This is a genomic window from Amycolatopsis sp. TRM77291, from assembly GCF_054166285.1.
Window position 1 is genome coordinate 4,560,170 of record NZ_JBSZHF010000001.1, and the last position, 25,210, is coordinate 4,585,379.

At 70.3% G+C, this 25,210-nt stretch carries 24 protein-coding genes; 10 read left to right on the forward strand and 14 right to left on the reverse strand.

The genetic code is table 11. The annotated features are described in order from the left end of the window. A partial coding sequence (locus ACXIZN_RS21000; RefSeq protein ID WP_457956376.1) for a transglutaminase TgpA family protein occupies positions 1-2,488 on the forward strand: 2,488 nt, incomplete at its 5' end. 179 nt (positions 2,489-2,667) lie between these two features. On the opposite strand, the gene ACXIZN_RS21005 is transcribed toward ACXIZN_RS21000, so the two are convergent. From ACXIZN_RS21005 to ACXIZN_RS21015, 3 genes are all read right to left on the reverse strand, one after another. Further along, positions 2,668-3,081, reverse strand: a complete 414-nt coding sequence (locus ACXIZN_RS21005; RefSeq protein WP_457956378.1) for a DUF3040 domain-containing protein — start codon at positions 3,079-3,081, stop codon at positions 2,668-2,670. Positions 3,082-3,278: 197 nt separating this feature from the next. Continuing rightward, positions 3,279-4,496: a DNA polymerase IV gene (dinB, locus tag ACXIZN_RS21010; RefSeq protein ID WP_457960569.1), complete on the reverse strand. Its 1,218-nt coding sequence runs from the start codon at positions 4,494-4,496 to the stop codon at positions 3,279-3,281. 71 nt (positions 4,497-4,567) lie between these two features. Then, positions 4,568-5,299 carry a methyltransferase domain-containing protein gene (locus ACXIZN_RS21015; RefSeq protein ID WP_457956379.1) on the reverse strand — a complete coding sequence of 244 codons (732 nt, stop codon included), beginning with the start codon at positions 5,297-5,299 and terminating at the stop codon, positions 4,568-4,570. 109 nt (positions 5,300-5,408) lie between these two features. On the opposite strand from ACXIZN_RS21015, the gene ACXIZN_RS21020 reads away from it, so the two are divergent. The 5 genes from ACXIZN_RS21020 (at position 5,409) to ACXIZN_RS21040 (ending at position 10,308) form a co-directional block, all read left to right on the forward strand. Beyond that, complete coding sequence (locus ACXIZN_RS21020) at positions 5,409-6,266, forward strand: ParA family protein (protein WP_063273758.1); 858 nt, start codon at positions 5,409-5,411, stop codon at positions 6,264-6,266. A 6-nt stretch (positions 6,267-6,272) separates the two neighbouring features. After that, a complete protein-coding gene (locus tag ACXIZN_RS21025; protein WP_457956381.1) occupies positions 6,273-7,076 on the forward strand; it encodes a DNA-formamidopyrimidine glycosylase family protein in 804 nt (267 codons plus the stop codon). A gap of 125 nt (positions 7,077-7,201) precedes the next feature. After that, on the forward strand, positions 7,202-8,251 hold the full coding sequence (gene add, locus ACXIZN_RS21030; protein WP_457956383.1) for an adenosine deaminase: 1,050 nt from the start codon (positions 7,202-7,204) through the stop codon (positions 8,249-8,251). Between the two features lie 336 nt (positions 8,252-8,587). Then, entirely contained in the window at positions 8,588-9,151 is a 564-nt protein-coding gene (locus ACXIZN_RS21035) for a GNAT family N-acetyltransferase (RefSeq protein ID WP_457956384.1), read from the forward strand. A gap of 107 nt (positions 9,152-9,258) precedes the next feature. Further along, on the forward strand, positions 9,259-10,308 hold the full coding sequence (locus ACXIZN_RS21040) for a quinone-dependent dihydroorotate dehydrogenase (protein WP_457956386.1): 1,050 nt from the start codon (positions 9,259-9,261) through the stop codon (positions 10,306-10,308). Here ACXIZN_RS21040 and ACXIZN_RS21045 read toward each other — a convergent pair. The 4 genes from ACXIZN_RS21045 to ACXIZN_RS21060 all read right to left on the reverse strand — a co-directional run bounded on the left by ACXIZN_RS21045 (position 10,268) and on the right by ACXIZN_RS21060 (position 15,240). After that, the gene (locus ACXIZN_RS21045; RefSeq protein ID WP_457956387.1) at positions 10,268-11,866 is read right to left on the reverse strand and encodes an amidase family protein; all 1,599 of its coding nucleotides are present in this window, start codon (positions 11,864-11,866) and stop codon (positions 10,268-10,270) included. The two genes, ACXIZN_RS21040 and ACXIZN_RS21045, sit on opposite strands and share 41 nt — an antisense overlap. 394 nt (positions 11,867-12,260) lie before the next feature. Continuing rightward, positions 12,261-13,244 carry a phage shock envelope stress response protein PspM gene (gene pspM / locus ACXIZN_RS21050; protein ID WP_457956389.1) on the reverse strand — a complete coding sequence of 328 codons (984 nt, stop codon included), beginning with the start codon at positions 13,242-13,244 and terminating at the stop codon, positions 12,261-12,263. Between the two features lie 74 nt (positions 13,245-13,318). Continuing rightward, the gene (locus ACXIZN_RS21055; protein ID WP_126737591.1) at positions 13,319-14,164 is read right to left on the reverse strand and encodes a PspA/IM30 family protein; all 846 of its coding nucleotides are present in this window, start codon (positions 14,162-14,164) and stop codon (positions 13,319-13,321) included. A 194-nt stretch (positions 14,165-14,358) separates the two neighbouring features. Beyond that, entirely contained in the window at positions 14,359-15,240 is an 882-nt protein-coding gene (locus tag ACXIZN_RS21060; protein ID WP_192745626.1) for an RNA polymerase sigma-70 factor, read from the reverse strand. A gap of 168 nt (positions 15,241-15,408) precedes the next feature. Here ACXIZN_RS21060 and ACXIZN_RS21065 point away from each other — a divergent pair, with 168 nt between their 5' ends. Then, entirely contained in the window at positions 15,409-15,885 is a 477-nt protein-coding gene (locus ACXIZN_RS21065; protein WP_457956391.1) for a carboxymuconolactone decarboxylase family protein, read from the forward strand. A 51-nt stretch (positions 15,886-15,936) separates the two neighbouring features. On the opposite strand, the gene ACXIZN_RS21070 is transcribed toward ACXIZN_RS21065, so the two are convergent. From ACXIZN_RS21070 to rimO, 4 genes are all read right to left on the reverse strand, one after another. After that, on the reverse strand, positions 15,937-16,386 hold the full coding sequence (locus ACXIZN_RS21070; protein WP_457956393.1) for a helix-turn-helix domain-containing protein: 450 nt from the start codon (positions 16,384-16,386) through the stop codon (positions 15,937-15,939). A 101-nt stretch (positions 16,387-16,487) separates the two neighbouring features. Then, a complete protein-coding gene (locus ACXIZN_RS21075; RefSeq protein ID WP_457956395.1) occupies positions 16,488-16,949 on the reverse strand; it encodes a CinA family protein in 462 nt (153 codons plus the stop codon). Further along, positions 16,946-17,587, reverse strand: a complete 642-nt coding sequence (pgsA, locus tag ACXIZN_RS21080) for a CDP-diacylglycerol--glycerol-3-phosphate 3-phosphatidyltransferase (RefSeq protein ID WP_457956397.1) — start codon at positions 17,585-17,587, stop codon at positions 16,946-16,948. Before pgsA ends, ACXIZN_RS21075 begins: the two co-directional genes overlap by 4 nt. Continuing rightward, a complete protein-coding gene (gene rimO / locus ACXIZN_RS21085; RefSeq protein ID WP_126737585.1) occupies positions 17,584-19,032 on the reverse strand; it encodes a 30S ribosomal protein S12 methylthiotransferase RimO in 1,449 nt (482 codons plus the stop codon). The genes pgsA and rimO overlap by 4 nt, the downstream gene beginning before the upstream one ends. Positions 19,033-19,120: 88 nt before the next feature. Between rimO and ACXIZN_RS21090 the strand changes: the two genes are divergently transcribed. Beyond that, on the forward strand, positions 19,121-19,648 hold the full coding sequence (locus ACXIZN_RS21090) for an amino-acid N-acetyltransferase (RefSeq protein WP_457956399.1): 528 nt from the start codon (positions 19,121-19,123) through the stop codon (positions 19,646-19,648). A 90-nt stretch (positions 19,649-19,738) separates the two neighbouring features. Here the strand turns inward: ACXIZN_RS21090 and ACXIZN_RS21095 are convergent, their stop codons facing one another. Continuing rightward, complete coding sequence (locus tag ACXIZN_RS21095) at positions 19,739-20,266, reverse strand: CGNR zinc finger domain-containing protein (RefSeq protein ID WP_457956401.1); 528 nt, start codon at positions 20,264-20,266, stop codon at positions 19,739-19,741. Between the two features lie 58 nt (positions 20,267-20,324). Here ACXIZN_RS21095 and ACXIZN_RS21100 point away from each other — a divergent pair, with 58 nt between their 5' ends. Beyond that, positions 20,325-21,170 carry an alpha/beta fold hydrolase gene (locus ACXIZN_RS21100; RefSeq protein ID WP_457956403.1) on the forward strand — a complete coding sequence of 282 codons (846 nt, stop codon included), beginning with the start codon at positions 20,325-20,327 and terminating at the stop codon, positions 21,168-21,170. A 10-nt stretch (positions 21,171-21,180) separates the two neighbouring features. Then, positions 21,181-21,825 carry a nitroreductase family protein gene (locus tag ACXIZN_RS21105; protein WP_457956405.1) on the forward strand — a complete coding sequence of 215 codons (645 nt, stop codon included), beginning with the start codon at positions 21,181-21,183 and terminating at the stop codon, positions 21,823-21,825. 42 nt (positions 21,826-21,867) lie between these two features. Here the strand turns inward: ACXIZN_RS21105 and ACXIZN_RS21110 are convergent, their stop codons facing one another. Further along, positions 21,868-22,326 (reverse strand): hypothetical protein, encoded by a 459-nt coding sequence (locus ACXIZN_RS21110; protein ID WP_457956407.1) that lies wholly within the window; start codon positions 22,324-22,326, stop codon positions 21,868-21,870. A gap of 330 nt (positions 22,327-22,656) precedes the next feature. Beyond that, positions 22,657-24,984, reverse strand: a complete 2,328-nt coding sequence (locus tag ACXIZN_RS21115; RefSeq protein ID WP_457956408.1) for a DNA translocase FtsK — start codon at positions 24,982-24,984, stop codon at positions 22,657-22,659. Positions 24,985-25,210: the final 226 nt, after the last annotated feature.

A 25,210-nucleotide genomic window follows, 5' to 3' on the forward strand; every position in this document is an offset into this window, starting at 1 on the left:
CCGGCCGCACACCCCCCAACCGCGACCGGCCGCCCCGCCCCCGGTCTGGACGAGCAGTGTGCTCGCGCCGGTCGCCGCCGGGCTCGCCACGCTGTTCGCCTCGACCTCGCTGACCGGCGTCGTCGCCGGCTGGGCGTGGTTCGGCTACCTGCTGGTGGCCGTCGTGCTGATCGCCTCGACCGGGCTCGCCCTGCGCTCGCTGCGCTCGCCGACCATCGTCGTCGGGCTGGCCCAGCTCCTGGTGCTGTTACTGCTGATCACCGGGGCGTTCACCACCAGCGGCGTCCTGCGGATCTTCCCCGGCCCGGACGCGTTCGGGGAACTGGGCGGCGTCCTCGCCGCGGCGGCCGAGCAGATCCGCGTCGGCCTGCCGCCGGTCGAGGGCACCCCGCCGATCCTCTGCCTGATCACCATCGCGATCGGCCTGGTCGCGGTCCTGGTCGACACGCTGGCCGTGGCCGCCGCCGCGCCCGCCGCGACCGGCCTGGTCCTGCTGTGCGTGTACGCCGTCCCGGCCGCGCTGGCCGAGGACATGCTGCCGTGGTGGACGTTCCTGCTCGGCGCGGCCGCGTTCGCCGCCCTGCTCGCCGTCGACGGCAACCACCGGCATCGCCGCTGGCGCAACCGGGACGCGCCCGGGCTGGGCAACTCGGCGAGCACGTTGTCGGCCCCCGTCGGTGTGGTCGCCGCCGCGATCGCGATGGGGCTGGTGATCGGCACGGCCGTGACCGGGGTCGGCACGGTCGGCAGCCTGCCCGGCGGGACCGGCTCGGGCCGCGGTGGCGCGGGCGGATTCGGCGTCGAGCCGTTCACGCAGCTGCGCGGCCTGCTCGACCAGGGCGAGAACGTGGAGCTGTTCAAGGTCTACGGGATGGGCGCGGACAAGCGACTGCTGCGCGCCTTCACCCTCGACACGTACACGCCGAACAAGGGCTGGGGGCTCGCGCAGAACGGCCGCGCCCAGCAGGGCGTGCAGGCCAACAGGGGACTTCCGCCCGCTCCTGGCGACGACGGCTCCGGTCCCGCGCGGGAGATCCGGATCGAGCCGACGAACTGGGTCGACAACTGGCTGCCGATCTACGGGGCGCCGAGGGCTCTCAACGGACTGGCCGACAACTGGCTGTACGACCCGGTCGGCGGCGCCGTGTTCACCACGACCAAGCAGAACGCGCCCGCCTACACCGAGACCGCGTCCATCGAGAACCCGTCGAAGGACCAGCTCCGGCTCGACGACGCCCGCCTGGCCGAGGTGCCGCCGCAGTTCACCCAGGTCGACCGGGTCGATCCCCGCGTGGTCGCGAAGGCCAAGCAGCTGACGGAAAACGAGACCAACAACTTCGACAAGGCGCAGGCGCTCTGGTCGTTCTTCACCGCGCAGAACGGTTTCGTCTACGACACCAAGACCGCGGACGCCACCGACTCCGACGCGCTGGCCGACTTCATCCTCAACGGCAAACGCGGGTTCTGCGAGCAGTACGCGTCCGCGATGGCCGTGATGCTGCGGGCGGTCGGCATCCCGTCGCGGGTCGCCATCGGGTTCACCTCCGGCACTTCGAAGGGCGACTACCTCTCGATCACCTCCGAGGACGCGCACGCGTGGGTCGAGGTCTATTTCCAGACGAAGGGCTGGGTCAGCTTCGACCCGACCCCGCTGCTCGACGGACGCGCGGTCGTCCCGCCGTACCTCCAGAACGACGCCGGCAGCTCCACGACGAACGACACGCAGGAAGTGCCGAGCGCGCCCGCGTCGAGCGCCCCCGCCACCGGTACGCCCCGTGACCCCGGCGCCGACCTCGGCGCGGACGGCGGCACGGGCCAGCCGGAGGAAGAGCCGATGTGGCCCGCGATCCTCGCCGGGATCCTCGGCGGGCTGGCGGCCGCGCTGACCGTGGTCGCGATCGCGCGGTCGCGGTTGAGGTACCGGGCGCTGATGCGGCCGTCCTCTTCCCCGGATTCGCCCGCACCGGAACACGGGTTCCTGGACAACCAGAACGTGACGAACTGGCTGCCGCTGATCGCCATCGGGCTGTGGGTCGCGGCGTTCGCGTTCCTGGCGGCCTGGGTGTCGTGGTGGTTCGCGCTGGTGCTGGTCGTCGTCCTCGGCGGGCTCGGCACGCCGACGGCGATCCGGGAGATCAAGCGACGGCTGCGGCTGCAGAAGATCGCGTCCCGCTCCCCCGCCGCGGCCGACGCGGCGTGGCGCGAGCTGATGGACGAATGCGCGGACCGCGGCCTGCCGCTCTCCGACGGCGACACGGTGCGCGTGGCGGGCCGGAAGGTCGTCGAGAAGCACCGTCTGGACGAGGAAGGCCGCACCGGCCTGCGGACGGTCATCGGTGTCGTGGAGCGGTCCTGGTATTCGGACCAGCCCGCGGACGACCAGGCGCTCGGCCCGGCCTTCTACGAGGTGCGCAAGAGCCTGAAGCGCAACGCGCCGATGTCGTGGAAGGGCCGCCTGTTCCCGCGCTCGCTGCGGCGAGGCAAGTAGGCGTCGCGGGTTGCGGCGGGCGTTCGGTCCCGCCGCCCAAGTACGTGAAGGCCCCCTTCATTGCGTCTAGCGCAGTGAAGGGGGCCTTCACGTACTTGCTGCGGGGTTCCTGCCCACTCACGACAACGCGAACATGCCGGCCGGGCGTCGCCCTGCCGGCATGTTCGCGTGTGTGGGAGCTATTGCTCCTCGAAGCGCTGGCGGAAGCGCTCTTCCATGCGCTGGGTGAACGAGCTCCGGCGCGGGGACGCCTTGGCGCCACCTCCGCCGGCCCCCGGGCCACCGCTGTCCTTACCGCCTTCCGTTTCGGCTCCTTGCCGAATCGATGTGACGGCCATCATGACTCCGAAGAACATCACGAGGAACCCGAGCACGCTGATCACGGGGATCTGGGCGACCCGGATGTTGACCACCACGCCGAGCACCAACAGTGCGACGCCCACTACGAACAGGGCGATGCCCTGCAAACGCCGTCGGCGGGCGGGGCGGCGCAACCGGGTGCCTCGCACCGTGGATGCGAACTTGGGGTCCTCGGCATAGAGCTCGCGCTCGATCTGATCGAGCAGCCGCTGCTCATGCTCGGAGAGTGGCATCTTTCCTCCTCCGGCACAGCTGTCGCGGGCGCCGGGCCGCGCAACGTCATGGACCCAACAGACAACCCCAGGCGGGGTGTCTCTGTCCAGGATACGAGCCCCGCGCTCGTCCGACTACCCGATCCCGTATCCAGTAGGGATCGAATTGCCCGAAACCACCCGGCTCGGCTCCCTCGGAGGCGGCCGAGCGGGCTAAGTCACTGGTCACGGGGGGTCAGCAGTGACGCGGGCCGCACCGCGGCGGCGCCGAACTTCGACCTCGCGACGTCGGCGGCGACTTCCGCATCCCGCCAACGGGGTTCGGGTGACTCGAAAAGCAGCTGCTCCCCATCACTCTCCGTGTCCAACCCTTCGACCCTTACCCCGATCAGGCGGACTGCGCCCGTCGGCGCGTGCTCGGTGAGGAGTTCGACGGCGGTGCGGTGGATGTCGCGGGCCACATCCACTCCGACGGCCGTCGTCCTGGCGCGGGTGATCGTCTTGAAGTCCGCGAACCGGACCTTGATCGACACCGTCCGCCCGCGCAGTCCCCGGCGGCGCAGGGTGGCGGCGACGCGTTCCGACAGCCGGAGCAGTTCCAGCCCCAGCGCCGAGCGGTCGTGGAGATCCACGTCGAAGGTCACTTCGGCACCGATCGACTTGTCCGGCGACTCCGGGATCACCTTGCGATCGTCGTGCCCGTTCGCGAGCGCGTACAGATGCTCCCCCAGCGCCCGCCCGAGCGACCGCCTCAGCCTGGACAGCGGAGCGGCGGCGACGTCGGCGACGGTGTCGAGGCCCTGCTGCCGCAGCTGCTCCTCGGTGCGCTTGCCGACGCCCCACAGCGCGGACACGGGCAACGGGTGCAGGAACGCGAGCGTCTCGGCCGCCGGGACGACGACCATGCCGTCCGGTTTCGCCATCCCGGACGCCAGCTTGGCGACGAACTTGACCTTCGCGACGCCGACCGAGCAGCTGATCCCGAAGTCGGCGGCGACCCGCTCCCGGATCCAGGCGCCGAGCCGCGCGGGCGAGGAGCCCAGCCGTTTGAGCGCCCCGCTGACGTCCAGGAACGCCTCGTCCAGACTCAGGGGCTCCACCAGCGGCGTCAGCTCGCGGAAGATCCCCATGACGCCCTTGGACACCTCGCCGTAGAGCCCCGGCGTCGGCGTGATGCAGATCAGCTGGGGGCAGAGCCGCTTGGCCGTCGAGAACGGCATGGCCGACCGGACGCCGAACTCGCGTGCCGCGTAGCTCGCCGCCGCGACGACGGACCTCGGCCCGCCGCCGGACACGACCACCGGCTTGCCCGCCAGCTCGGGGCGCGTGCGCAGCTCGCAGGACACGAAGAAGGCGTCCATGTCGACGTGCAGCAGGCCGCAGCCGGTGTCGTCGGGCCAGGTGGTGGCGCCGGTCGTCACGCGGTAGCGGGCCATCCCGCCGGGCAGTTCAGCGTTTCGTCCCACGGGCAGACGCTAGCCCGGACCACCGACAGTCTCGTGACTGGTCAGGGGCGGTGGGCCAGGACGTGCAGCCTGCTGGCGACGTCCCGCAGCGGCGGGACCGAAGCCGCCGCCAGCTCGAACTCGGCCAGGTCCTCTTCCCGCACCCCGCCGGGCACGAAGTCCGCCACGACACCGTCGCCCTGCAGCGAGGTCACCTCGAGCCCCACCGCGACCAGCTGGGCGCGGAGGCCTTCCGCGTCGAAGCGCCGCAGCACGGTCTCGCGGCCGCCGCCGAGGACGCCGCTCCCGGCCGCGAGGAGTTCCCGTGCCTCACCGAGGCGTCCGGCCAGCGCGCGCTGCAGGATCGCGGCGTGGCGGTTCGCCACCAGCACCGAGACCGCGCCGCCGGGTTTGACCGCGGCGGCCAGCGCGGTGAGCACGAGCGCCGGGTCGTCGACGACCTCGAGCAGCCCGTGCGCGAGCACGAGATCGGCCGAGCCCGCCGCGACGTGGGCGCCGAGCGCGTCGGAGTCGTCGGCGATCACCGTGATGCTGCCGGAGACGCCCTCTTCCTCGGCGCGGCGGCGCAGGGTCGCCAGCGCGTTGGGGTTCGGCTCGACCACGGTCACCAGGCAACCCGCCGAGGCCAGCGGCACCGCCCAGCCGCCGCTGCCGCCGCCGACGTCGACGACGTGCGGCTGTTGCGCGCCTCGCGCCCGTGCGGCCCGGAGTTCTGCTTCGAGAACCCGGCGAACCGCCCCCGATCCCCGCGTGGCCACGGTGTCCGTCTTCATAAACGCACAGGGTAATGCCCGCCTTCGCCGGCCCGCCGGGTGTAGTCCGATGCGGTGTTCGACACCTTGCCAAGGAGCCACCCCGCCGACTGCCCGTAGGCTGTATCGAGTGCACACGGTCGCTGTTCTCAGCCTGAAGGGTGGCGTCGGCAAAACGACGGTCGCCCTCGGTGTCGCGTCCGCCGCGCTGCGTAGGGGCGCCCGGACTCTCGTGGCCGACCTCGACCCGCAAGGCAACGCCACCACCTCGCTGGACCCGCCCTTCACGGATCGCACGCTGGCCGACGTCCTGGAGACGCCGGTGCGCTCGGTGCTCGAACGCGCGATCGCGCCCAGCGTGTGGAGCGACCAGATCGACGTCCTCGTCGGCGCCGAAGAGCTGGAGATGCTCAACGAGCCCGACGCCGACAGCCGCCGCCTGGAGAACCTCTCCCGCGCGCTCGACGAGCTGCACACGAACCCGCTGCGCGAGGAACCCTACGAACTGGTGATCCTCGACTGCCCGCCGTCGCTCGGCAGGCTGACCCGCTCCGCGCTGGTGGCCGCGGACAGCGCCCTGATCGTCACCGAGCCGACGATGTACGCCGTCTCCGGCGCGCGCCGCGCGCTCGACGCGATCGAGAAGATCCGCGAAGAGCAGAACCCGGGGCTGCGGCCGATCGGCGTCGTGGTCAACAAGCTCCGCGTGCGCTCCTACGAGCACCAGTTCCGCGTGGCCGAGCTGCGGGAGAACTTCGGCCCGCTGGTGATGCCGACGGCCATCCCGGACAGGCTCGCCGTGCAGCAGGCACAGGGCGCGTGCAGCCCGATCCACGAGTGGCATTCCCCCGGCGCCCAGGAGATCGCGCTCACTTTCAACATGGTGCTCGCGAAGGTCCTGCGGTCGAGCCGGGCCGGGCGGCATCGCGTCCGCGGCGAAGAAGAGCCCGAGACGCCCGCCAAGCTGAGCGACACCGGCACGGGCTGACGTCCGATGCCCGAAGGCGACACCGTCTTCCTCGCCGGCAAGGTCCTCGACAAGGCGTTGGCGGGCAAGACATTGCTGCGAGGCGAGTTCAGGGTCCCCCGGCTGGCGACGACGGATCTCGCCGGACACGACGTGCTCGGTGTCGGCACGGTCGGCAAGCATCTGCTGACCCGCCTTTCCGGCGACCTCACCCTCCACAGCCATCTGCGCATGGACGGAAAGTGGGACGTCTACCGGGCGGGCGCGCGCTGGCGGCATCCGGCGCATCAGGCGCGGGTCATCCTGGCCACCGAGAATCTGCAGGCGATCGGTTTCCGCGTGCACGACCTGGAACTCGTGCCCACGAACGAGGAAGACCGCTTGGTCGGACATCTCGGCCCGGATCTTCTCGATCCACAGTGGACGGACGAGCTCGCGGCACGGGCGGCGGCCGCGCTGGCCGCGGATCCGGCCCGCGAACTCGGCGATGCCCTGCTGGATCAGCGGATCATGGCGGGCATCGGGAACATGTACAAGGTCGAGATGTGCTTCCTGCTCGGCGTCACGCCGTGGACACCGGCGTCCGAAGTGGACCCGGCGAAGGTCGTCGCGCTCGGCCGGAAGCTGCTGAAGAGCAACGCCTGGCGCACGTCGCAGACCACCACCGGCGATCTGCGCCGCGGCCGCGAGCACTGGGTCTACGAGCGGACCAAGCAGGGTTGCTTCCGTTGCGGCGGACGGCTTCGCGTCGCGCCCCAGGGCGCCGGGCACCAGGCGAGGCCGACGTGGTTCTGCCCGAAATGCCAGTCCGGGCCCGCCCCGAGCGGCTAAGCTGGCCTCGTGACGCTGTTCAAGCTCCCGCTCTACGGGGCCGACACCGAACGCGGCGACCTCGCTCCCTGAGCCGCCCGCTCCCCTCCGCACGTCACCTTTCTCTTCTCTCAGGGAGCTTTGTCATGCCCGGAATCCTCACGGGCACGGCGCTGCGCGCGTTCGTGCACGCCCTGCCCAAGGTCGAACTCCACGTCCACCTCGTCGGTTCGGCGAGCCTGCCCACGGTGCTGGAACTGGCCCGCCGCCGCCCGTCCGCGGGGGTGCCGACGGAGCCGTCGGCGCTCGCCGAGTTCTTCACCTTCCGCGATTTCCCGCATTTCCTCCGCAACTACCTGGCGGTGACGTCGCTGGTGCGCGACGCCCGGGACGTCCACACCCTCGTCACCGGGCTGGCGGCCGACCTCGCCGCGCAGAACGCCCGCTACGCCGAGGTGACCGTGACGCCGTACAACCACGTCCTCGACGGCATGTCGGCGGACGATCTCCTCACCGGCCTCGCCACCGGCAGGGCGGCGGCGCGGGCGGACCACGGGGTGGAACTGGCCTGGTGCTTCGACATTCCCGGCGAGAAAGGGGTCGTGGCGGGCCTGGAGACGGTGGTGTTCGCGCTCCGCGAACGCCCCGAAGGCCTGGTCTCCTTCGGGCTCGGCGGCCCCGAGGTCGGCGTCGGCCGCGCGCGGTTCGCCCCGTTCTTCACCGCGGCCAGGGAGGCGGGGCTGCACAGCGTCCCGCACGCGGGCGAGACCACCGGGCCCGCCACCGTCTGGTCGGCGGTGCACGATCTCGGCGCCGAGCGGATCGGGCACGGCGTCGGCGCGCACACCGACCCGGCGCTCATGGAATACCTTGCCGCGCAACGGATCCCGCTGGAGGTCTGCCCGACGTCGAACGTACGGACCGGGCAGTTCGCGTCGATCGCGGCGCACCCCGTGCGACGGCTGCTCGATCACGGCGTGCTGGTCACGCTCAACACCGACGACCCGCCGATGTTCGGCGCCACCCTCGACGGCGAGTACGTGGCGGTGGCCGAGACCCTGGGCCTGACGGCGGCCGAAATCGCCCTGTTCGCGAAGAATGCCGTGGACGCCTCTTTTCTGCCGTCGGCGGACAAGACCGCCCTGGTGACGGAGATCGAAGAAATCTTGTTGCAGGACCCCGATCTCCTCGCATAGCGTGGCGGTACACGAGAGAGGAGGTGGTCCAAAGTTGTATTCCAACAGGACTCGTGAGGTGGCTGTCCGCTAGCGGACCCCACGCGTAGGACTTCAGAGCAGCGATACAACGCAAGTTGGAGCCACCTTCGGCTCGTCGTCTCTGCTTCGCGTGATGCCTGATAGCGAATACCAGGCAGTCACCGGGCCCCCGAGGTTCCCGAGCACCGGTCCGGCTCGGGCCCGGCCGCCGATTCCGGCGTCCGGGAGCCGCCTCGGGGGTACCCCTATTTCCCGGGTGTGCCGTCCGCCGCGATTCCGCCACAGGAACCTCGCCGACTCCGATAGCCTGACGCCATGCTGAGGCCCGATTTCCCGATCATCACCCAGCGTTTGACCCTCCGTGCCTTCACGCCGGCGGATCTCGACGAACTCAACTCCTTCCAGTCCCGCGCCGACGTCGCCCGTTACCTCTACTGGGGCCCGCGCAGCCGGGCCGAATCCGCCGCCGCGCTCGCCAAACGGGTGCACAGCAGCACCCTGTCCAAGGAAGGCCAGTTCCTCGCGGTGGCCGCGGAACTGACCGAGACCGGTCAGCTGATCGGCGACCTGAACCTCGAATACCTCAGCAGCGAGCATCGGCAGGGCGAGATCGGATTCGTCTTCCATCCCGATCACCACGGGAAGGGTCTCGCCGCGGAGGCAGCCGTCGAGGTGCTGCGGCTCGGGTTCGAAGACCTCGGCCTGCACCGGATCATCGGCCGCTGTGACGGGCGCAACACCGCGTCCGCCGCGCTGATGGAACGCCTCGGCATGAAGAAGGAAGCGCATCTGCGGCAGAACGAGATCGTGAAGGGCGAGTGGTGTGACGAACTCGTCTTCGCGATGCTCGAAGACGAGTGGAAGGCGAGCCGCGCGTGATCCGTCTTCAGGCATCGTGAGACGTCCGTCTCGGCCCGGAAGATGTAGCCACGGGCGTAAGGCGAGCGGGATCACGTGACACGTCGGCCACCAGGCATGATGGGACCGTGCTCTTCGACAAGATCGTCCGCCCCGCGCTCTACCGGGTCTCCGGCCGCGACCCCGAAACCGTGCACGAACGCACCATCGGCACGCTCGCCAGGCTGAGCCGGGTCTCCCCCGCGCTCGCCGCGCTCGGCCGCGTCTACCGGACGGACGATCCGGTCACCTTCCTCGGGCTCCGCTTCCCGAACCGGGTCGGCCTCGCCGCCGGAATGGACAAGAACGGCCGCGCCCTGCATGCCTGGCCCGCCCTCGGTTTCGGCTTCGTCGAGGTCGGCACGGTCACCCGGCATCCGCAGCCGGGCAACGACAAACCGCGGCTGTTCACCCTCGCCGAGACCGACGCGGTGATCAACCGGATGGGCTTCAACAACGAGGGCGCGGAGGCGCTCGCCGCCCGCCTCGCCGCGACCGGGAAGCCGCCCGTGCCGCTCGGCGTCAGCATCGGCAAGTCCAAGGTGACCCCGCTCGACGAGGCCGTCGAGGACTACCGGTTCTCGCTGCGGGCGCTGTACCCGTACGCCGACTACTTCGCGATCAACGTCAGTTCCCCGAACACGCCGGGGCTGCGGGCGTTGCAGGACAAGTCCGCGCTGGCCGAGCTGCTCGCCGAGCTGCGGAAGACCTCGGCCGAACTCGCCGGGGACGCGAAGCCGACGCCGGTACTGGTGAAGGTCGCCCCCGACCTCACCGACGAAGCGCTCGCGGAGCTGCTGGAGGTCTGCATCGACCACGGTGTCGCCGGGCTGATCGCTACCAACACGACGCTGTCACGCGAAGGGATCGCCCCGACCGAAGCGGCCGTCGGCGAGCAGGCGGGCGGGTTGTCCGGCCGCCCGCTCACCGCGCGCTCGGTCGAAGTGGTGCGGTTCGTGCACGACGAGACCGGCGGCAAGCTGCCGATCATCGGCGTCGGCGGGATCTTCGACGCCGGCGCCGCCGCCCGGATGCTCGACGCCGGCGCCGGACTGGTCCAGCTCTACACCGGTTTCGCCCTGCACGGTCCCGGTTTGGTCAAGCGGGTCGCCCGAGGTCTCGCGGCCCGGCCGTACTGACGAACCTCAGGTAGGCACGCCAGCACTGGTATCTCGTCAGCTCCGTCGCGGTCGCCGCGGCGGACTGGTCGCACAGGACCGCCAGCGGGGTTTCCCCGTGCTCCAACCGGATCCGGCCCAGGACGAACGGGGCTGGCAGCGTCGCCGCGAAGGCACCGAGCGCGGCGGGCGAGAGCCGCCAGCGTTCACCCGAAAGCATCGTGTGCTCGCCCGTGGCGCTCACCGGCACGACTCCCGGCTGGGGTGGATCGGTGGGCAGCAACAACATCCGATAGCCCTCGCCGGTCCGGACCAGACCGGTGAACCGGGCCCCCGCGGCGACCAGGCTTCCGTTCAACGGCTGGCCGCGCAGCTGCGCGCCGAACACCACGAGATCCGCACCCGGTGCGGGATAAGGGAAATCGGCCTGTTCGTCGGTGAGCACGGCGGCGAGGTCGATGGCGACCTGGTCGTCGAACGGCCGCACCACCACGGAAACCCCGTACGGCCCCAGATCCGACGGCGACGACGGCACCGTGACCGCGGCGAGGTCGAGCAGGTTGACGAACGCGGTGAACCGCTCCAGCCGTTTCGCCACACCGTCCGGATCGGACAGTGCCTCGGCGACCGAGGGATGATCCGCGACCGTCGGGAGCACGAGGGCGTCGTACTCCGACAGCATCCGGAGCGCGAGCATCCCGGCCTCGGCGACACGCACCCGGTCGGCGGTGAAGCCGTCGTCGTGGATCAACCCGCCCACCGTCAGCAGCGCCGAGACCTCCACCGTCTCCACCCGGGCACCGGACGCCCGCAGTGCCGAAACCGCGCCGAGGAAAGCGGACCGGGATTGCAGCGACAGACCGGTGAGCGTGCCGGAACCCGGGATCGCCACCCGCGGCCGGTCGCCCGCGGACAGCCGGACGTCCGGTGGCCAGTCGCGGGAAAGCGGGTCGATCCCGTCGGGACCGGTCATCAGCCCCAAGGCGCGCTGTCCCAGGGTGAGGCTGCGGGCGAAGACGGCGATCCCGCCGCACGGCGCGGCGCCGGTCTTCGGCACGAGCCCCAGCGTCGGCTTCAACCCGACGATCCCGTTGAGGGAAGCGGGAACCCGGCCCGCACCGGCCGTGTCCGTGCCGACCGCCAGATCGACGAGGCCGAGCGCGACGGCGACGGCCGCGCCGCTGCTCGCGCTCCCGGAGACCCGCTCGGTGTTGAGCGCGGCGCTCACGGCGCCGTACGGGCTGCGGGTGTGTTCGAGGTCGCTGCCGAACCGGTCGCAGTTGGTCTTGCCGATCACGACGGCGCCGGCCGCGGTCAGCCGGGAGACGGAGGTGGCACCGGCGACGTCGATGTCGTCGGCCACCGCCACCAACGTTCCCGCGAGCGGCAGGTCCGCGCCCGCGCGAAGACGTTCGTCGGCCGCCTTCGCGTCCACGAGGGCGTCTTCCACGGGGCGCAAGGTGATCCAGACGTCGGGCCGGTCGACCTCGACGATCCGGTCGTAGGCGGCGATGACGCGCTGATAGGCACTGGGAGGAGGAGCGGGGGTCGGTTCTGGTTCCGCGGGGAGCGTCGTCACTGGGCGTCCTTTCCTCGGTGGGGACGAGAAAGACCACTGCGCGAGATCCACTGTGTCCGGTCCGCCACCCTGGGACGCCCGCTCACGCGGGCTGGGTTCAGGCCCGAGCTGGGAAGAGCACTGCGTGCATGTAGGAAACGTTAGGCATCGCGGGTCGCCCTCACCAGCGGTTTCGGGTTACGCGAGCGTTTCGGTATCACACAGTGAGCATGTCGTTACGCAATGGAGTATTAGCGACGACGAATGAGACGATGGTCCAGGAAAGCGCCTGCTCAGAGCCTACCCGTTTCCGTAACTCGCGTGATCGAAGCCGTAACTCGCGTGCTTGAAGGCGTAACTCACGAGATACGGCTCCAAACACGCGAGATACGGCTCCAAACACGCGAGTTACGCGTCAGGACAGTTCGCGCAGGGCCATCGCGAGGCCGGCGAGCTTGTCGGTCGCGTCGGAGAGCTGCTCCTTGGACGACGTCATGCCGTCCGAGCTCGCGGCGACGGTGTGGCCGGCGGCCGCGACGAGACCGCCGTAGCCGTCGAGACCGTCGTCGAGCTGCTCGCGCAGTTGCTTGACGGCGGCGTCGAGGGCGCCGCGTTCCCGCTCGGGCGCGGCGTCACGTCCGCGTTCGATGGCCTGGATACGGCCGGCCAGCCCGCGCAGTGCCTGCGCGGCCTCGGCGGCGGTGGTCCGGGCGTCCGCGACGGCGATCTCCGAGACCGGCATGGTGCCGAGCGACGTCGGCTGCGAAAGCTGGCGAAGCAGCTCCGCCAGCGAAGCCTCGCTCTCGGCGAGGCGCTCCATCGGCTCCCGCGCGACGGACCGCGCCGGAGGCAACGGCGGCGGAGCGGCGGGCGCCGCGGGCAGCACGGTGCGCTTGAGCTCCCGCAGCCGCAGCCCCGACTTGACCCCGAAAGTGCCGAAGATGACGGCGAACGCGCCGCTTGCGATGGCTTGGAGGACGTCGGCCTGGCCGTCCTTCAACAGGCCGGTGCCCGCGACGACGGCGAACAGTCCACAAAGGAAGGTGAGGAGGATCCAGAACGTCAGCGCCCGCGAGGTGCGGCGCTTGCGGCGCTCCAGCTTGGCGGCGGGTTCGTTCCAGCGCGCCCATTTGGCCTTCGCGTCGGCGACGACCGGGATCTGGCCCGCGGCCATCGACGTCAGCTGCTGGGAGATCTTCGGCATGGGAGGCATCGCGGGCATCTGCGGGCGCGGCTTGGGCGGCGCCGGCTGAGCGGGCCGCGAAGAACCCTGCTCGGAGGGCGGGATGTAGCGCTGCAGCTTCTCCTGCGCGCGCTGGGCGTAGTCGGGCAGCTTCTCGATGTGCTTCTCAAGCTTGGCGGTGAACTCCCCGAAGTCCTTGCGCCTGCCCTGGCCCATTGCCCTCTCCCCTGTCTTCTGGTGAGACCGGTCCCGCACCCGCGCGGGGTGCGGGACCGGCTCCCGTTGGTGTGTCAGGCGGGGTTCTTGCCCTGTTCGGCCTGAACCCGTGCCTGGATCTCACGCTGGATGTCCGCGGAGCTCGACCCCTTCGCCGGCGCGGCGGCGGTCTTGCCGTCGGTCACCTGGGCGACGGAGTCACCCTTCATGGACGCGCGGATCTGCTCCAGCCGCGAGTGCCCCGCGAGCTGCGTCGTGGAGGCCTGGACCTCCATCATCCGGCCCTGGACGGAGTTCTGTGCGAGTTCGGCCGAGCCCAGCGCGGTGGTGTAGCGCTTCTCGATCTTGTCGCGAACGTCTTCCAGCGACGGGGTGTTGCCCGGCGCGGCCAGCTGGCTCATCTGGTTCAGCGAGGCGGAGACCTGCTCCTGCATCTTCGCCTGCTCCAGCTGCGAGAGCAGCTTGGTGCGCTCGGCCAGCTTCTGCTGCAGCATGGTCGCGTTGCGCTCGACGGCCTTCTTCGCCTGCTCCGCAGCCTGAAGCGACTGGTCGTGCAGGGTCTTGAGGTCTTCGATGCTCTGCTCGGCGGTGACGAGCTGCGCGGCGAAGCTCTCCGCCGCGTTCTCGAACTCGGTCGCCTTCTGCTCGTCGCCCTTGGCACGCGCCTCGTCGGCGAGCACCAGCGCCTGGCGGGTCGAAGCCTGCAGCTTCTCCACGTCGCCGAGCTGGCGGTTCAGCTTCATCTCCAGCTGACGCTGGTTACCGATCACCGAGGCGGCCTGCTGGGTCAGCGCCTGGTGGTTGCGCTGCGCCTCCTCGATGGCCTGCTGGATCTGTACCTTCGGGTCGGCGTGCTCGTCGATCTTCGACGAGAACGCCGCCATCATGTACTTCCAGAACTTCACGAACGGGTTGGCCATCTCCTCCGCCTGCCTTCTCGCATCCCACGGGCTGTTACCTCGAGGTGGGGCGTCCCCTCTGTGATGTTGCAACGTCCCGACCCCGGCGTTGAGTTCCATCGTGTCAGGTCGGCGTCCCGCGTTCCAGGCGACCCCGACGGAATTCAGGGATCCCCCTGACTGTGATGTCCGCGACCTTTCGGCTCGGCCCTCCGTCAGCGGCGCAGCGCGGTCTCCTCGTCCATGCGTGACAGCTTCTCGGGATTGCGCACGGCGTAGAGCCCGGTGATGAGCCCGTCCTCCACCCGCAGCGCGACGACGGTGTCGACCTCGTCACCGAGCCGGAGGATCAGCGCGGGATACCCGTTGACCTGCGCCGTCCGCATCGTCGCCGCGTCGTCCCGCACCGGACGGCTCGCGGCCAGCAGCGGCGCGACCAGCGCGGCGCCGACCACGGGCTCCAGCAGGGCCTGCGCCACTCCGCCGCCGTCGCCGAGGAAGACGACGTCCGGCGAGAGGACGTCCAGCAGTCCTTGCAGGTCACCGGTCCGGACCGCTCGGTGGAACGCGTCGAGCACGCCCTTGGTCTCGCCGGGCGACGCCGCACCACGGGGCCTCCGCGCGGCGACGTGCGCCCGCGCCCGGTGGGCGATCTGGTGGACCGCGGCCGGGGTCTTGCCGACAGCTTCGGCGATCTCGGCGTAGGGCACGTCGAACACCTCGCGCAGCACGAACACCGCGCGTTCGGTCGGGGTGAGGGTCTCGAGCACCAGCAGCATGGCCATCGAGACGCTGTCGGCCAGTTCGACGTCTTCGGCCACGTCGGGGCTGGTGAGCAGGGGTTCGGGCAGCCACGGGCCGACGTAGGACTCCTTGCGCCTGCCGAGCGTGCGCAGCCTCCCGAGCGCCTGCCGGGTGGTGATGCGGACCAGGTACGCCCTCGGGTTCTCCACGGTGCCGAGATCGACGCCCGACCAGCGCAGCCACGTCTCCTGGAGGACGTCTTCGGCGTCGGCGGCCGAGCCGAGCATCTCGTAGGCGACGGTGAACAGCAGGTTCCGGTGGGCGACGAACGCCTCCGTGGCGGTGTCGGACATGGACGGCTCCTGTTCTCGGCGAAGGTGCCACCACCGGACGCCGCGTCCCCTCGATTTCTGACATGTCAGTGCCGTGACACACGTCACGCCCTGGTGCTGTCAGCGGCGCCGGGCCGCCGGCATCTGGTGGTCGTCCGGTTCAGCAGACGACCACGAAAGAGGACGATCATGGATTCCCGATTCGATCTGAACAGCAACGAGCTCGGCGCCAAGCTCGGCAAGCGCTTCGCCAACGTCAGCGTGGCCATCAAGGGCTCGACCCTGCCGAAGGTCACCCAAGAACTGGTGTCGCTGCGGGCCAGCCAGCTCAACGGCTGCGGCTTCTGCGTCGACGCCCACGCCAAGGACCTGGCGGCCGCAGGCGAACCCGCGGTCCGCGTCAACCTGGTCGCCGCCTGGCGCGAATCCACGGTGTTCACCGAGGCCGAGCAGGCCGCGCTGGCACTCGCGGAGGAAGGCACCCGCATCGCCGACGCGCACCAGGGCGTCTCCGACGAGACCTGGGCCCAGGTGCGCGAGCACTACGACGACGACCAGGTCGCCGCGCTGATCTACCTGGTCGCGATGATCAACGCCGCCAACCGGCTGCTCGTCATCACGCACACCAAGGGCGGCTCCTACCAGGCGGGCACGTTCGACAACTGACGGGAAAGGCCCCAGGCGGACTGCCTGGGGCCTTTGCCGTTCACAGCGTCGCTAGGCGGCGACCATCTTCGGTGCGGAGATCGTCGTCCGCAGCGCGGGGCTCATCCGCGGCGGCGGCGAGATCCGCAGGTCGGCCAGGTCGTTGCCGATCAGCTCGGACACCAGGCGGCCGCCTTCGAGCTCGCCCGCTTCGGTGCCTTCCCGCTCCGGAGCGCGCCGCTTGCCCGCTTCGACCTTCTCGTCCACCGGGGCGACCTCGACGTTGTCCATCGCCGAGACGTCCGCCGCGACCTTGTGCAGGAGTTCGCCCAGCGGAAGGTCCAGGGCCTCGCAAATGGACGCCAGCAGCTCGCTGGACGCCTCCTTCTGCCCGCGCTCGACCTCGGACAGGTAGCCGAGGCTCACCCTGGCGGCGCGGGAGATGTCCCGCAGCGTTCGACGCTGGTTCGTGCGGGCGTGTCGGAGCCGGTCGCCGATCGCCTCGCGCAACAGCACGGTCATCACGCGCCTCCCTTCCAGGACTGACTACCCCCTACGTTACCCAGAGCGGTGCCCCGGGCGCAGGTGTTGACACGGCAATACGCCAAGGGCGAACGCGGCGATCATGCGAGATGTTCCCCCAGCAGGGCGAACGCGCCCGAGACCGCCCCGGCCCTGACCGCGGCTCGATCACCGCTCAAGTCCAATGTGCGGACGGTGAGCACCCCGGGGCCCGCGAGGCCGACGTGGACGGTGCCCGGCGCGACGCCGTCCTGCCCGTCCGGACCCGCGACGCCGGTCAAGCCGAGCCCCCACGTGGCAACGCATCGATCACGGGCGCCGGCGGCCAATTGCGCCGCGACCTCGGGATGGACGGCGCCCTGCGCGGCGAGGAGGTCTTCGTCGACTCCGGCCAGCTTCGCCTTGAGGTCGGTGGCGTAGACCACCAGTCCACCCCGGACGACGGCACTCGAACCGGGTACCTCGGTCAGGGTCGCGCAGACCAGACCAGCGGTCAGCGACTCGGCCGTCGCCACCGTCTCCCCCCGCTCGATCAGGTGAGTGATCAAGGTCTCAGGTTTCATGCGCCCGCGGCACGCCTTCCGGCCGCGCGCAGCCGGACCGCGCGCACGACGTAATCGAGCCCGGTCACGACGGTCAGCACGAGCGCGAGCCCCATCAGCACCCAGCGCACCGGCTCGGCGGCCTCTGGCAGGGGCAGCAGGTACGCCGTGATGGCCGCGATCTGGGCGAGCGTCTTGGCCTTGCCGCCCCGGCTGGCCGGGATGACGCCGTGCCGGATCACCCAGAACCGCAGCAGCGTCACGCCGATCTCGCGGATCGCGATCACGATGGTGACCCACCAGCCCAGTTCGCCGAGCACGCTCAGCCCGATCAGCGCGGCGCCGATCAGCGCCTTGTCCGCGATCGGGTCGGCGATCTTACCGAAGTCGGTGATCAGCCCGTACTTGCGCGCGACCCAGCCGTCGACCTGGTCGGTGAACGACGCGATCGCGAACAGCGCGGTGGCGATCGCGCGCCAGAAGGTGTCCGCCCCGTCGCCGGTGAACAGCGCCAGCACGAACAGCGGCACCAGCACCAGCCGCGACATCGTGAGCAGGTTCGCCAGGTTCAGCGTCGGGACCGGGGTGGCCTCGGGGACCCGGGCGTGCTCACCACCCGTCCCCTCACCGGCCCCGGCGTCGCTCGGGGCGGCATTCACCGGTCGGCCTCGGGCGGCGCGGGCCGCACGATCAGGTCGACACCCTCGGAGTCGACGACCTCGCAGCGCACGAAGTCACCCACCGCCAGCGGGGGCAGATCCTCGGTCTCGATCAGGACGCATTCGCCGTCGACCTCGGGGGCCTGGTGCGCGGCGCGGCCGATCGGGTCCTCGCCGTCCTCGGCCTGCTCGATCAGGACGTCGACGAAGTCGCCGATCCGGTCCTCGGCCCGCTGCGAGGTCAGCTCCTCGACCAGCGCGGAGATCCGCGCGACCCGCTCGGCCACCACGGACTCGTCGAGTTTGCCGTCGAAGGTCTCGGCCTCGGTGCCGTCCTCGTCCGAGTACCCGAAGACACCCACCGCGTCCAGCCGCGCGCCGGTCAGGAAGCGCTCCAGCTCGGCGAGGTCCTCCTCGGTCTCGCCGGGGAAGCCGACGATGACGTTGGTGCGGATACCGGCGTTGGGCGAGTACTCCCGGATCTGGTCGCACAGCGCGAGGAAGGAGTCCGTGGAGCCGAAGCGGCGCATGCGGCGCAGCACGGTCTCGCTGGAGTGCTGGAAGGAGAGGTCGAAGTAGTCGGCGACGCCCGGCGTGGTCGCGATGGCCTTGACCAGGCCGGGACGGGTCTCGGCGGGCTGCAGGTACGAGACGCGGACACGTTCGATCCCCGGCACCGCGGCCAGGCGCGGGACCAGCAGCTCCAGCGCGCGGGCGCCGTCACGGCCGAAGTCCTTGCCGTAGGAGGTGGAGTTCTCCGAGACGAGGAAGACCTCCTTGACGCCGTTCTCCGCGAGCCACATCGCCTCGGCGACGATCTCGTCCGGCTGCCGGGACACGAAGGACCCGCGGAACGACGGGATCGCGCAGAACGAGCAGCGCCGGTCGCAGCCGGAGGCGATCTTCAGCGCGGCCACCGGGGAGGTGTCGAGCCTGGTCCGCAGCACGCGCGGGCCCCAGCCGTGCTGCGCGTGCCCCGGCACCTCGACCGACTCGGCGGCGGTCGGGCGCTGGACCGGGCTGATCGGCAGGAGCTTGCGGCGGTCGGACGGGGTGTGGGACTCGACCTTGCGGCCGGCCACGACGTCGTCGAGCCGCTCGGCGAGGTCGGCGTAGTGGTCGAACCCCAGGACCGCGTCGGCCTCGGGCAGGCTCTCGGCCAGCTCGTTGCCGTAGCGCTCGGCCATGCAGCCGACGGCGACGACCTTCTTGCCGGTGTCGGACGCCGCGAGCAGCGTGTCGACCGAGTCCTTCTTGGCGGACTCGACGAAGCCGCAGGTGTTGACCACCACGACGTCGGAGTCCTCGGGCTCGGCGGCGAGCTCCCAGCCGCCCGCCGCCAGCCGTCCGGCGAGTTCCTCGGAATCGACCTCGTTGCGGGCGCAACCGAGGGTCAACAGGGAAACGCGACGGGTGGCGACAGGATCAGTGGTGGGAGAAGGCACGTGCCTTAGGGTAGCTGGCCTGCCCGCGGGGTCGGCGATCGCTCGCTCGGGCGAGCCCTCGGCCGGGCCGGGCGCCGGGGATGGCTTAATGGTGGACGTGCCCTCAGACCCGCTCCCGCACCGCCGCCCCACCGTCCGCCGGGCGCGGATCGCGGACGTCCGCAAGATCAAGGCGCTGGTCGATTCCGACGCCGGGACGGTGCTGCTGGAGAAGGAACTCGTCACCCTCTACGAGAGCGTCCAGGAGTTCTGGGTCGTCGAAGACGGTGACGACGTGCTCGGCTGCGGCGCGCTGCACGTGCTGTGGGAGGACATCGCGGAGCTGCGCACCATCGCGGTCGACAAGGGCTCAAGGGGCCGCGGTATCGGACACGCGCTGGTGGCGCAGCTGATCGACTTCGCCCGCGAGATCGGGCTGAAGCGCCTGTTCGTGCTGACCTTCGAGACCCACTTCTTCGCCGGGCACGGGTTCGTCGAGATCGACGGCACCCCGGTGACCCAGGAGGTCTACGAGGAGATGCGGCGCTCGGCCGACCCGGGTGTCGCGGAGTTCCTGGATCTGCCGTACGTGAAGCCGAACACCTTGGGCAACAGCCGGATGCTGCTGGAGCTGTAGCCCTCAGCTGCCCGGAGAGCCTCGCGGTCACGGTTCCCAATGTCGCATTGGGGTCGCTGAGCGTCTCGAATGCGACATTGGGAACGCCACTCAGCCCTTCTTCGTGTGCCGGGCCACCCGCACCCGGTTGCCGCACAGCGACGGCGTGCACCACACCCGCCTGCTGTTGGCCGCCACGAACAGCATCGAGCAGTCGTGCGCGCCGCATCGCCGCAGCTGAGCGGCACGCGGCCCGGACACTAGATCGATCGCCGCGACCGCCACGACGGCCAGCGCGATCTCGCCGCCGTCCTCGCCATGCCAGGACGTCTCCGCTCCCTCGGCGGTGAGCCGCGGGCTGGTCGGGACGGCCGCCGCGGCCGCGTTGACCCGCTCCACCGCCCACGCCTCGGGCTCCCGCGCGGCCACTGTCGCCTCCAGCAGTTCACGCACCGCTGAACGCAGGCGCCTCGTCTGCTCGGCCGAAGGCGCCCGGGCACCTTCGGGCAACGCTTGAGTCGCCCAGAACTTCGCGTGACCGTCGTCGAGCAGGTCGATCGGCGGTGAGACGGCCAGCATCACGGTGTCGGCGAGGTTCACCGCGAGATCGTCACCGGGAAGCGAGTCGAGATCGAGCATGCCTTGACACTATCAGGTACTAATGGTTCGAGACAGTTTTAACCATTAGGGAGCGTCCATGGCCGCCATCCGGCACCGATCCGTCAAACTCGGCGACGTCGAGGTCTTCTATCGCGAAGCAGGCGACCCCGAAGCACCCGTGCTGCTCCTGCTGCACGGCTTCCCGACGTCTTCACACCAGTTCGTGCGGCTGATGCGCCGTCTCGCCGGCCGGTGGCGGCTCATCGCGCCGGACCTGCCCGGCTTCGGGCAGACCGTCACGCCCGAGGGCTTCACCTTCACCTTCGACCGGCTCGCGGAAGTGATCGGCGACTTCGTGGACGCGCTGGAGCTGCGCCGCTACGCGCTCTACGTCTTCGATTTCGGCGCCCCGACCGGCCTGCGGCTGGCCGTCTCGCGCCCGTCCCAGATCACGGCGCTGATCACGCAGAACGGCAACGCCTACGTCGAAGGGCTCGGCCCGGCGATGCCGGACTTCCCTTCCCTGACCGACGAAACCGAGGCGCGGCGCGGGTTCGAGGCGATCCTCGAACCGGAGCAGATCCGGTTCCAGTACAGCGGCGCCCGCGATCCGGAGACCATCGATCCCGCGAACCACCTGCTGGACCAGTACTTCCTCGGCCTGCCCGGACGGGCGGAGGCGATGCTGGACCTGTTCTGGGACTACCGGAACAACCCGCCCGCGTACCCGCGATTCCAGGCCTGGCTGCGCGAAGCCCAGCCGCCCGTACTCGCCGTGTGGGGGCGCAACGACCCGTTCTTCGTCCCTGCGGGCGCCGAAGCGTTCCGGAATGATGTTCCCTCGGCGGAGGTTCACCTCTTCGACACCGGGCATTTCGCGCTGGAAGAGGACCTCGAACCGATCAGCCAACTGATCGACCGCTTCCTCGCGCAACATCTCTGAAAGGCGGCTCATGGACACCTCGGTCACCGACCACCTGCTCAGCACGACGCGCGCGGTGCGCCGCAAGCTCGACCTGGACCGGCCGGTGGAACCCGAGGTGATCGAAGAGTGCCTCCGGCTCGCGCTCCAGGCACCCACGCCGGGCAACCAGCAGGCGTGGCGATGGCTCGTGGTGCGGGATCAGGGCGTGAAGGACCGGCTGTCGGAGCTGTTCCGGCGGGTCGGGAAGGCATATCTGGAGACGAACGCGGCGGCGCTGGGCGAAGCGATCACCGAGCCTTCGGTGGCGCGGGCGTTCGCGTCGGGGCAGCACCTGATCGACGTGATCGACCGGGTGCCCGTGTTCGTCATCCCGTGCCTGACCGGCAGGCCCAGCGGTGACAACGCGGCCGACGCCGCGTTCTACGGCGGGATCTTCCCGGCGGTGTGGAACTTCCAGCTGGCGCTGCGGTCACGCGGCCTCGGCTCGACGCTCACGACGTACCACCTGGCCCATGAGGCGGAGGCGGCCGAAATCCTCGGCATCCCCGCGGATGTCACGCAGGTCGGGCTGCTGCCGGTCGCCTACACGACGGTGCCGGATTTCAAACCGGCGGCGCGGGTGCCGGTGTCGGAAGTGGCGTATCTCGACGGCTGGGGCAACCCGCTCCGGTGAGGCAGTCGTGACGGTTTCGCGTGTCGTCCATCCGGTCACTCGCTAGGCCTTGGACACCCGCAGGGTGACCTGGTCGCCCCCCGAACTCACGGCGACCAGGTCCACCCGGCAGGCGGCGAACTCGACGGACTGCCTGCCACCACGTCCGGTGGAGGCGAGGGCCGCCGTCGTCCGCTCACCGCGTCCCGGTTCGGCCAATGCCAGCTCGATCACGGCCTCCCCTTCCCAGACGCAGACCATTCCCTCGGCGCAGCGGGAATCGGACACCAGGCGGGCGAAGCGGATGCTGACGTCCTTCGACGCGACCTCGGTCGTTTCACCGGCCTTGAGGTCGACGGTCTCCCCCAGCTCGACGGCTCCTCGAACAGGCTGCTGTACCGGAGCCGGCTGGGCCACCGGCGCCCGGCTCGCGGCGGGTTCTTCGCGCGCGGCGGAGCTGCCGGCTCCGCAGGCGAGGCCGACCAAGGCGCAGAAGACGACGAGCAGCTTCTTGAGGTCCACGTGCTCTGGACGTAGCGGAGGCTCCGGTCCGTTGCATCGGTCCTTGAAAAGCCTCGTGAGTGACCGGACGACACGAGCGTGGCGGCTCCAGAGGTAGTGAAGGCCTCCTTGCCTACCCTCAAGGTAGGCAAGGAGGCCTTCACGGACCGGGCCTGAGAACCGACCACGAGGGGTCCGTCAGTCGTCGGAGACGTCGCCGCCGTTGGCGTCCCCGCCGCCGCGGATCATGAACAGCACCGACTCCAGNTAGTGAAGGCCTCCTTGCCTACCCTCAAGGTAGGCAAGGAGGCCTTCACGGACCGGGCCTGAGAACCGACCACGAGGGGTCCGTCAGTCGTCGGAGACGTCGCCGCCGTTGGCGTCCCCGCCGCCGCGGATCATGAACAGCACCGACTCCAGTTCCTCCGGCTTGATCAGCACGTCACGGGCCTTCGAGCCCTCCGAAGGCCCGACGACGCCACGGCTCTCCAGCAGGTCCATCAGGCGCCCGGCCTTGGCGAAGCCGACCCGCAGCTTCCGCTGCAGCATGGACGTCGAGCCGAACTGCGAGGTGACGATCAGCTCGGCTGCCTGCAGCAGGACGTCGAGGTCGTCGCCGATGTCGGAGTCGATCTCCTTCTTCTCGCCTGCCTTCGCCGCGGTGACGCCGTCCTGGTAGTCCGGCTGCGCCTGCTCCTTGGCGAAGTTCACCACCGCGGAGATCTCTTCGTCGCCGACGAAGGCGCCCTGGATGCGGACCGGCTTCCCCGCCCCCATCGGCAGGTACAGCGCGTCACCCATACCGATGAGCTTCTCCGCGCCCGGCTGGTCGAGGATGACCCGCGAGTCGGTGAGGGACGAGGTCGCGAACGCCAGCCGCGACGGCACGTTCGTCTTGATCAGGCCGGTCACGACGTCGACCGACGGCCGCTGGGTCGCCAGCACCAGGTGGATACCGGCGGCACGCGCCTTCTGGGTGATCCGGACGATCGCGTCCTCGACGTCGCGCGGGGCGGTCATCATCAGGTCGGCGAGCTCGTCGACGATCGCCATGATGTACGGGTACGGCTGGTAGACGCGCTCGCTGCCGGGCGGCGCGGTGATCTCGCCCGAGCGCACCTTCTTGTTGTAGTCGTCGATGTGCCGGACCTTGTTGACCTGCATGTCCTGATAGCGCTGCTCCATCTCCTCCACCAGCCAGGCCAGCGCCGCGGCGGCCTTCTTCGGCTGGGTGATGATGGGCGTGATCAGGTGCGGGATGCCCTCGTACGGGGTCAGCTCGACCATCTTCGGGTCGATCAGGATCATCCGGCATTCGTCCGGCGTCGACCGCGCGAGCAGCGACACCAGCATCGAGTTCACGAAGCTCGACTTACCGGAACCGGTGGACCCCGCCACCAGCAGGTGCGGCATCTTCGTCAGGTTCGCGGTGACGAAATGGCCCTCGATGTCCTTGCCGAGCCCGATGACCATCGGGTGGTTGTCCTTGACCGTCGACGGCGCGCGCAGCACGTCGCCGAGGCGCACCATCTCGCGGTCGGAGTTCGGCACCTCGATACCGACGGCGGATTTGCCGGGGATCGGCGCCAGCAGCCGGACGTTGTCGGTCGCCACCGCGTAGGCGATGTTCTTGGTCAGCGCGGTGATCTTCTCGACCTTCACGCCGGGGCCGAGTTCGACCTCGTACCGGGTGACCGTCGGGCCCCGCGTGAAGCCGGTGACCTGCGCGTCGACGTTGAACTGCTCCAGCACGCCGGTGATCGCCTCGATCATGGCGTCGTTGGCCTTGCTGCGGGACTTCGGCGCGTCGCCGAGCTTCAGCAGATCCGGCGGCGGGAGCTTGTAGTCGCCTTCGACGGTCCTGGTGACCGCCAGCGGCGCCTCGGCCCTCTTCGGCTTCTTCTCTTCGACAGGCTTGGGTGCGGGCTTCGGCGGGCGCAGCGGCGTCGGCGCTTCGGCCAGCGCGGCCTCGATGTCGAGTTGCTCGCCCTCTTGGTCGCCCGTGGCCTGACGGCGTCGCGACGGCTTCCGCAGGCGGACCGACTTCGGGTCGGCTTCGGTGACTGCGTCGCGTTCCTCGTGGATGGCCTTGCGCTCGGCCTCGGCCTCTTCGATCTCTTCGGGGTCTAGACCCCAGTTCCGCAGGCGGTGCGGGATCTCCCGGACCGGCGTCCCGGTGAACACGAGCGTGCCGAACAGCAGCGCCAGCACCAGCAACGGCACCGCGACCCACGTGGTGACCCCCATGGTCAGCAGGCCGCCGGAGAACGCGCCGATCACCCCGCCGGCGTACATCCGGCCGTCGTTGGTCTCGGGCAGCGCGGTGAAGATGTGCAGCAGGCCGAGTACCGCCAGGACCACCAGCAGGGTGCCGATGACCATGCGCGGCCGGGCCTCCGGCATCGGTTCCGACCGCATCAGCGCGACGGCGACCACGGTCAGCACCAGCGGGAGCGTCACGGCCCCGGCGCCCAGCAGCGAGCGGGCACCGACCTCGACCCAGCCGCCGATCGGGCCCGCGGCCCGCCACCAGACACCGAAGGCGATCACCAGCGCCAGGGCGATGAGGCCCAGCGCGAGACCGTCGCGACGGTGCTCGGGTTCGAGTTCGCGGCCGCGGCCGACCGTCCGCGCGAGGGTGCCGAGGCCCTTCGCGAGCAGGTTCCAGGTGCCGCGCACGCCCTTCGCGAACGTGCCGGACGACTTCTTCCGCGGCGCCGGACGCCGTGGAGCGGGCTTCCTCGCAGCCGTTGACCTGGGCTTCGCCGGGGTACGCGGCTTTCGCGCCGGCCCCTTGCTGCCGCCGCTTCGCGCCGTACTCCGTTTCCTGGTCGTCGACCCGCTAGCCATGTCTCCACGGTAACCGCCTCGGCCCTCCAGCCCCGGCTGCCACTCGGAGCACATC

Excerpts from the sequence above, each read along its gene's own strand:
- ACXIZN_RS21070 (WP_457956393.1), bottom strand. The coding sequence starts at position 16,386 with ATGACCGTGCTGTTGCGCGAGGCGATCGGCGACCGGCTCCGACACGCC.
- ACXIZN_RS21060 (WP_192745626.1), bottom strand. The coding sequence starts at position 15,240 with ATGTCCGACACCGCCACGGAGGCGTTCGTCGCCCACCGGAACCTGCTG.
- ACXIZN_RS21055 (WP_126737591.1), bottom strand. The coding sequence starts at position 14,164 with ATGGCCAACCCGTTCGTGAAGTTCTGGAAGTACATGATGGCGGCGTTC.
- ACXIZN_RS21075 (WP_457956395.1), bottom strand. The coding sequence starts at position 16,949 with ATGAAACCTGAGACCTTGATCACTCACCTGATCGAGCGGGGGGAGACG.
- ACXIZN_RS21090 (WP_457956399.1), top strand. The coding sequence starts at position 19,121 with ATGGTGGACGTGCCCTCAGACCCGCTCCCGCACCGCCGCCCCACCGTC.
- ACXIZN_RS21035 (WP_457956384.1), top strand. The coding sequence starts at position 8,588 with ATGCTGAGGCCCGATTTCCCGATCATCACCCAGCGTTTGACCCTCCGT.
- ACXIZN_RS21005 (WP_457956378.1), bottom strand. The coding sequence starts at position 3,081 with ATGCCACTCTCCGAGCATGAGCAGCGGCTGCTCGATCAGATCGAGCGC.
- ACXIZN_RS21105 (WP_457956405.1), top strand. The coding sequence starts at position 21,181 with ATGGACACCTCGGTCACCGACCACCTGCTCAGCACGACGCGCGCGGTG.
- ACXIZN_RS21025 (WP_457956381.1), top strand. The coding sequence starts at position 6,273 with ATGCCCGAAGGCGACACCGTCTTCCTCGCCGGCAAGGTCCTCGACAAG.
- pspM (WP_457956389.1), bottom strand. The coding sequence starts at position 13,244 with ATGGGCCAGGGCAGGCGCAAGGACTTCGGGGAGTTCACCGCCAAGCTT.
- ACXIZN_RS21095 (WP_457956401.1), bottom strand. The coding sequence starts at position 20,266 with ATGCTCGATCTCGACTCGCTTCCCGGTGACGATCTCGCGGTGAACCTC.
- ACXIZN_RS21065 (WP_457956391.1), top strand. The coding sequence starts at position 15,409 with ATGGATTCCCGATTCGATCTGAACAGCAACGAGCTCGGCGCCAAGCTC.
- add (WP_457956383.1), top strand. The coding sequence starts at position 7,202 with ATGCCCGGAATCCTCACGGGCACGGCGCTGCGCGCGTTCGTGCACGCC.
- ACXIZN_RS21015 (WP_457956379.1), bottom strand. The coding sequence starts at position 5,299 with ATGAAGACGGACACCGTGGCCACGCGGGGATCGGGGGCGGTTCGCCGG.
- ACXIZN_RS21100 (WP_457956403.1), top strand. The coding sequence starts at position 20,325 with ATGGCCGCCATCCGGCACCGATCCGTCAAACTCGGCGACGTCGAGGTC.
- dinB (WP_457960569.1), bottom strand. The coding sequence starts at position 4,496 with ATGGCCCGCTACCGCGTGACGACCGGCGCCACCACCTGGCCCGACGAC.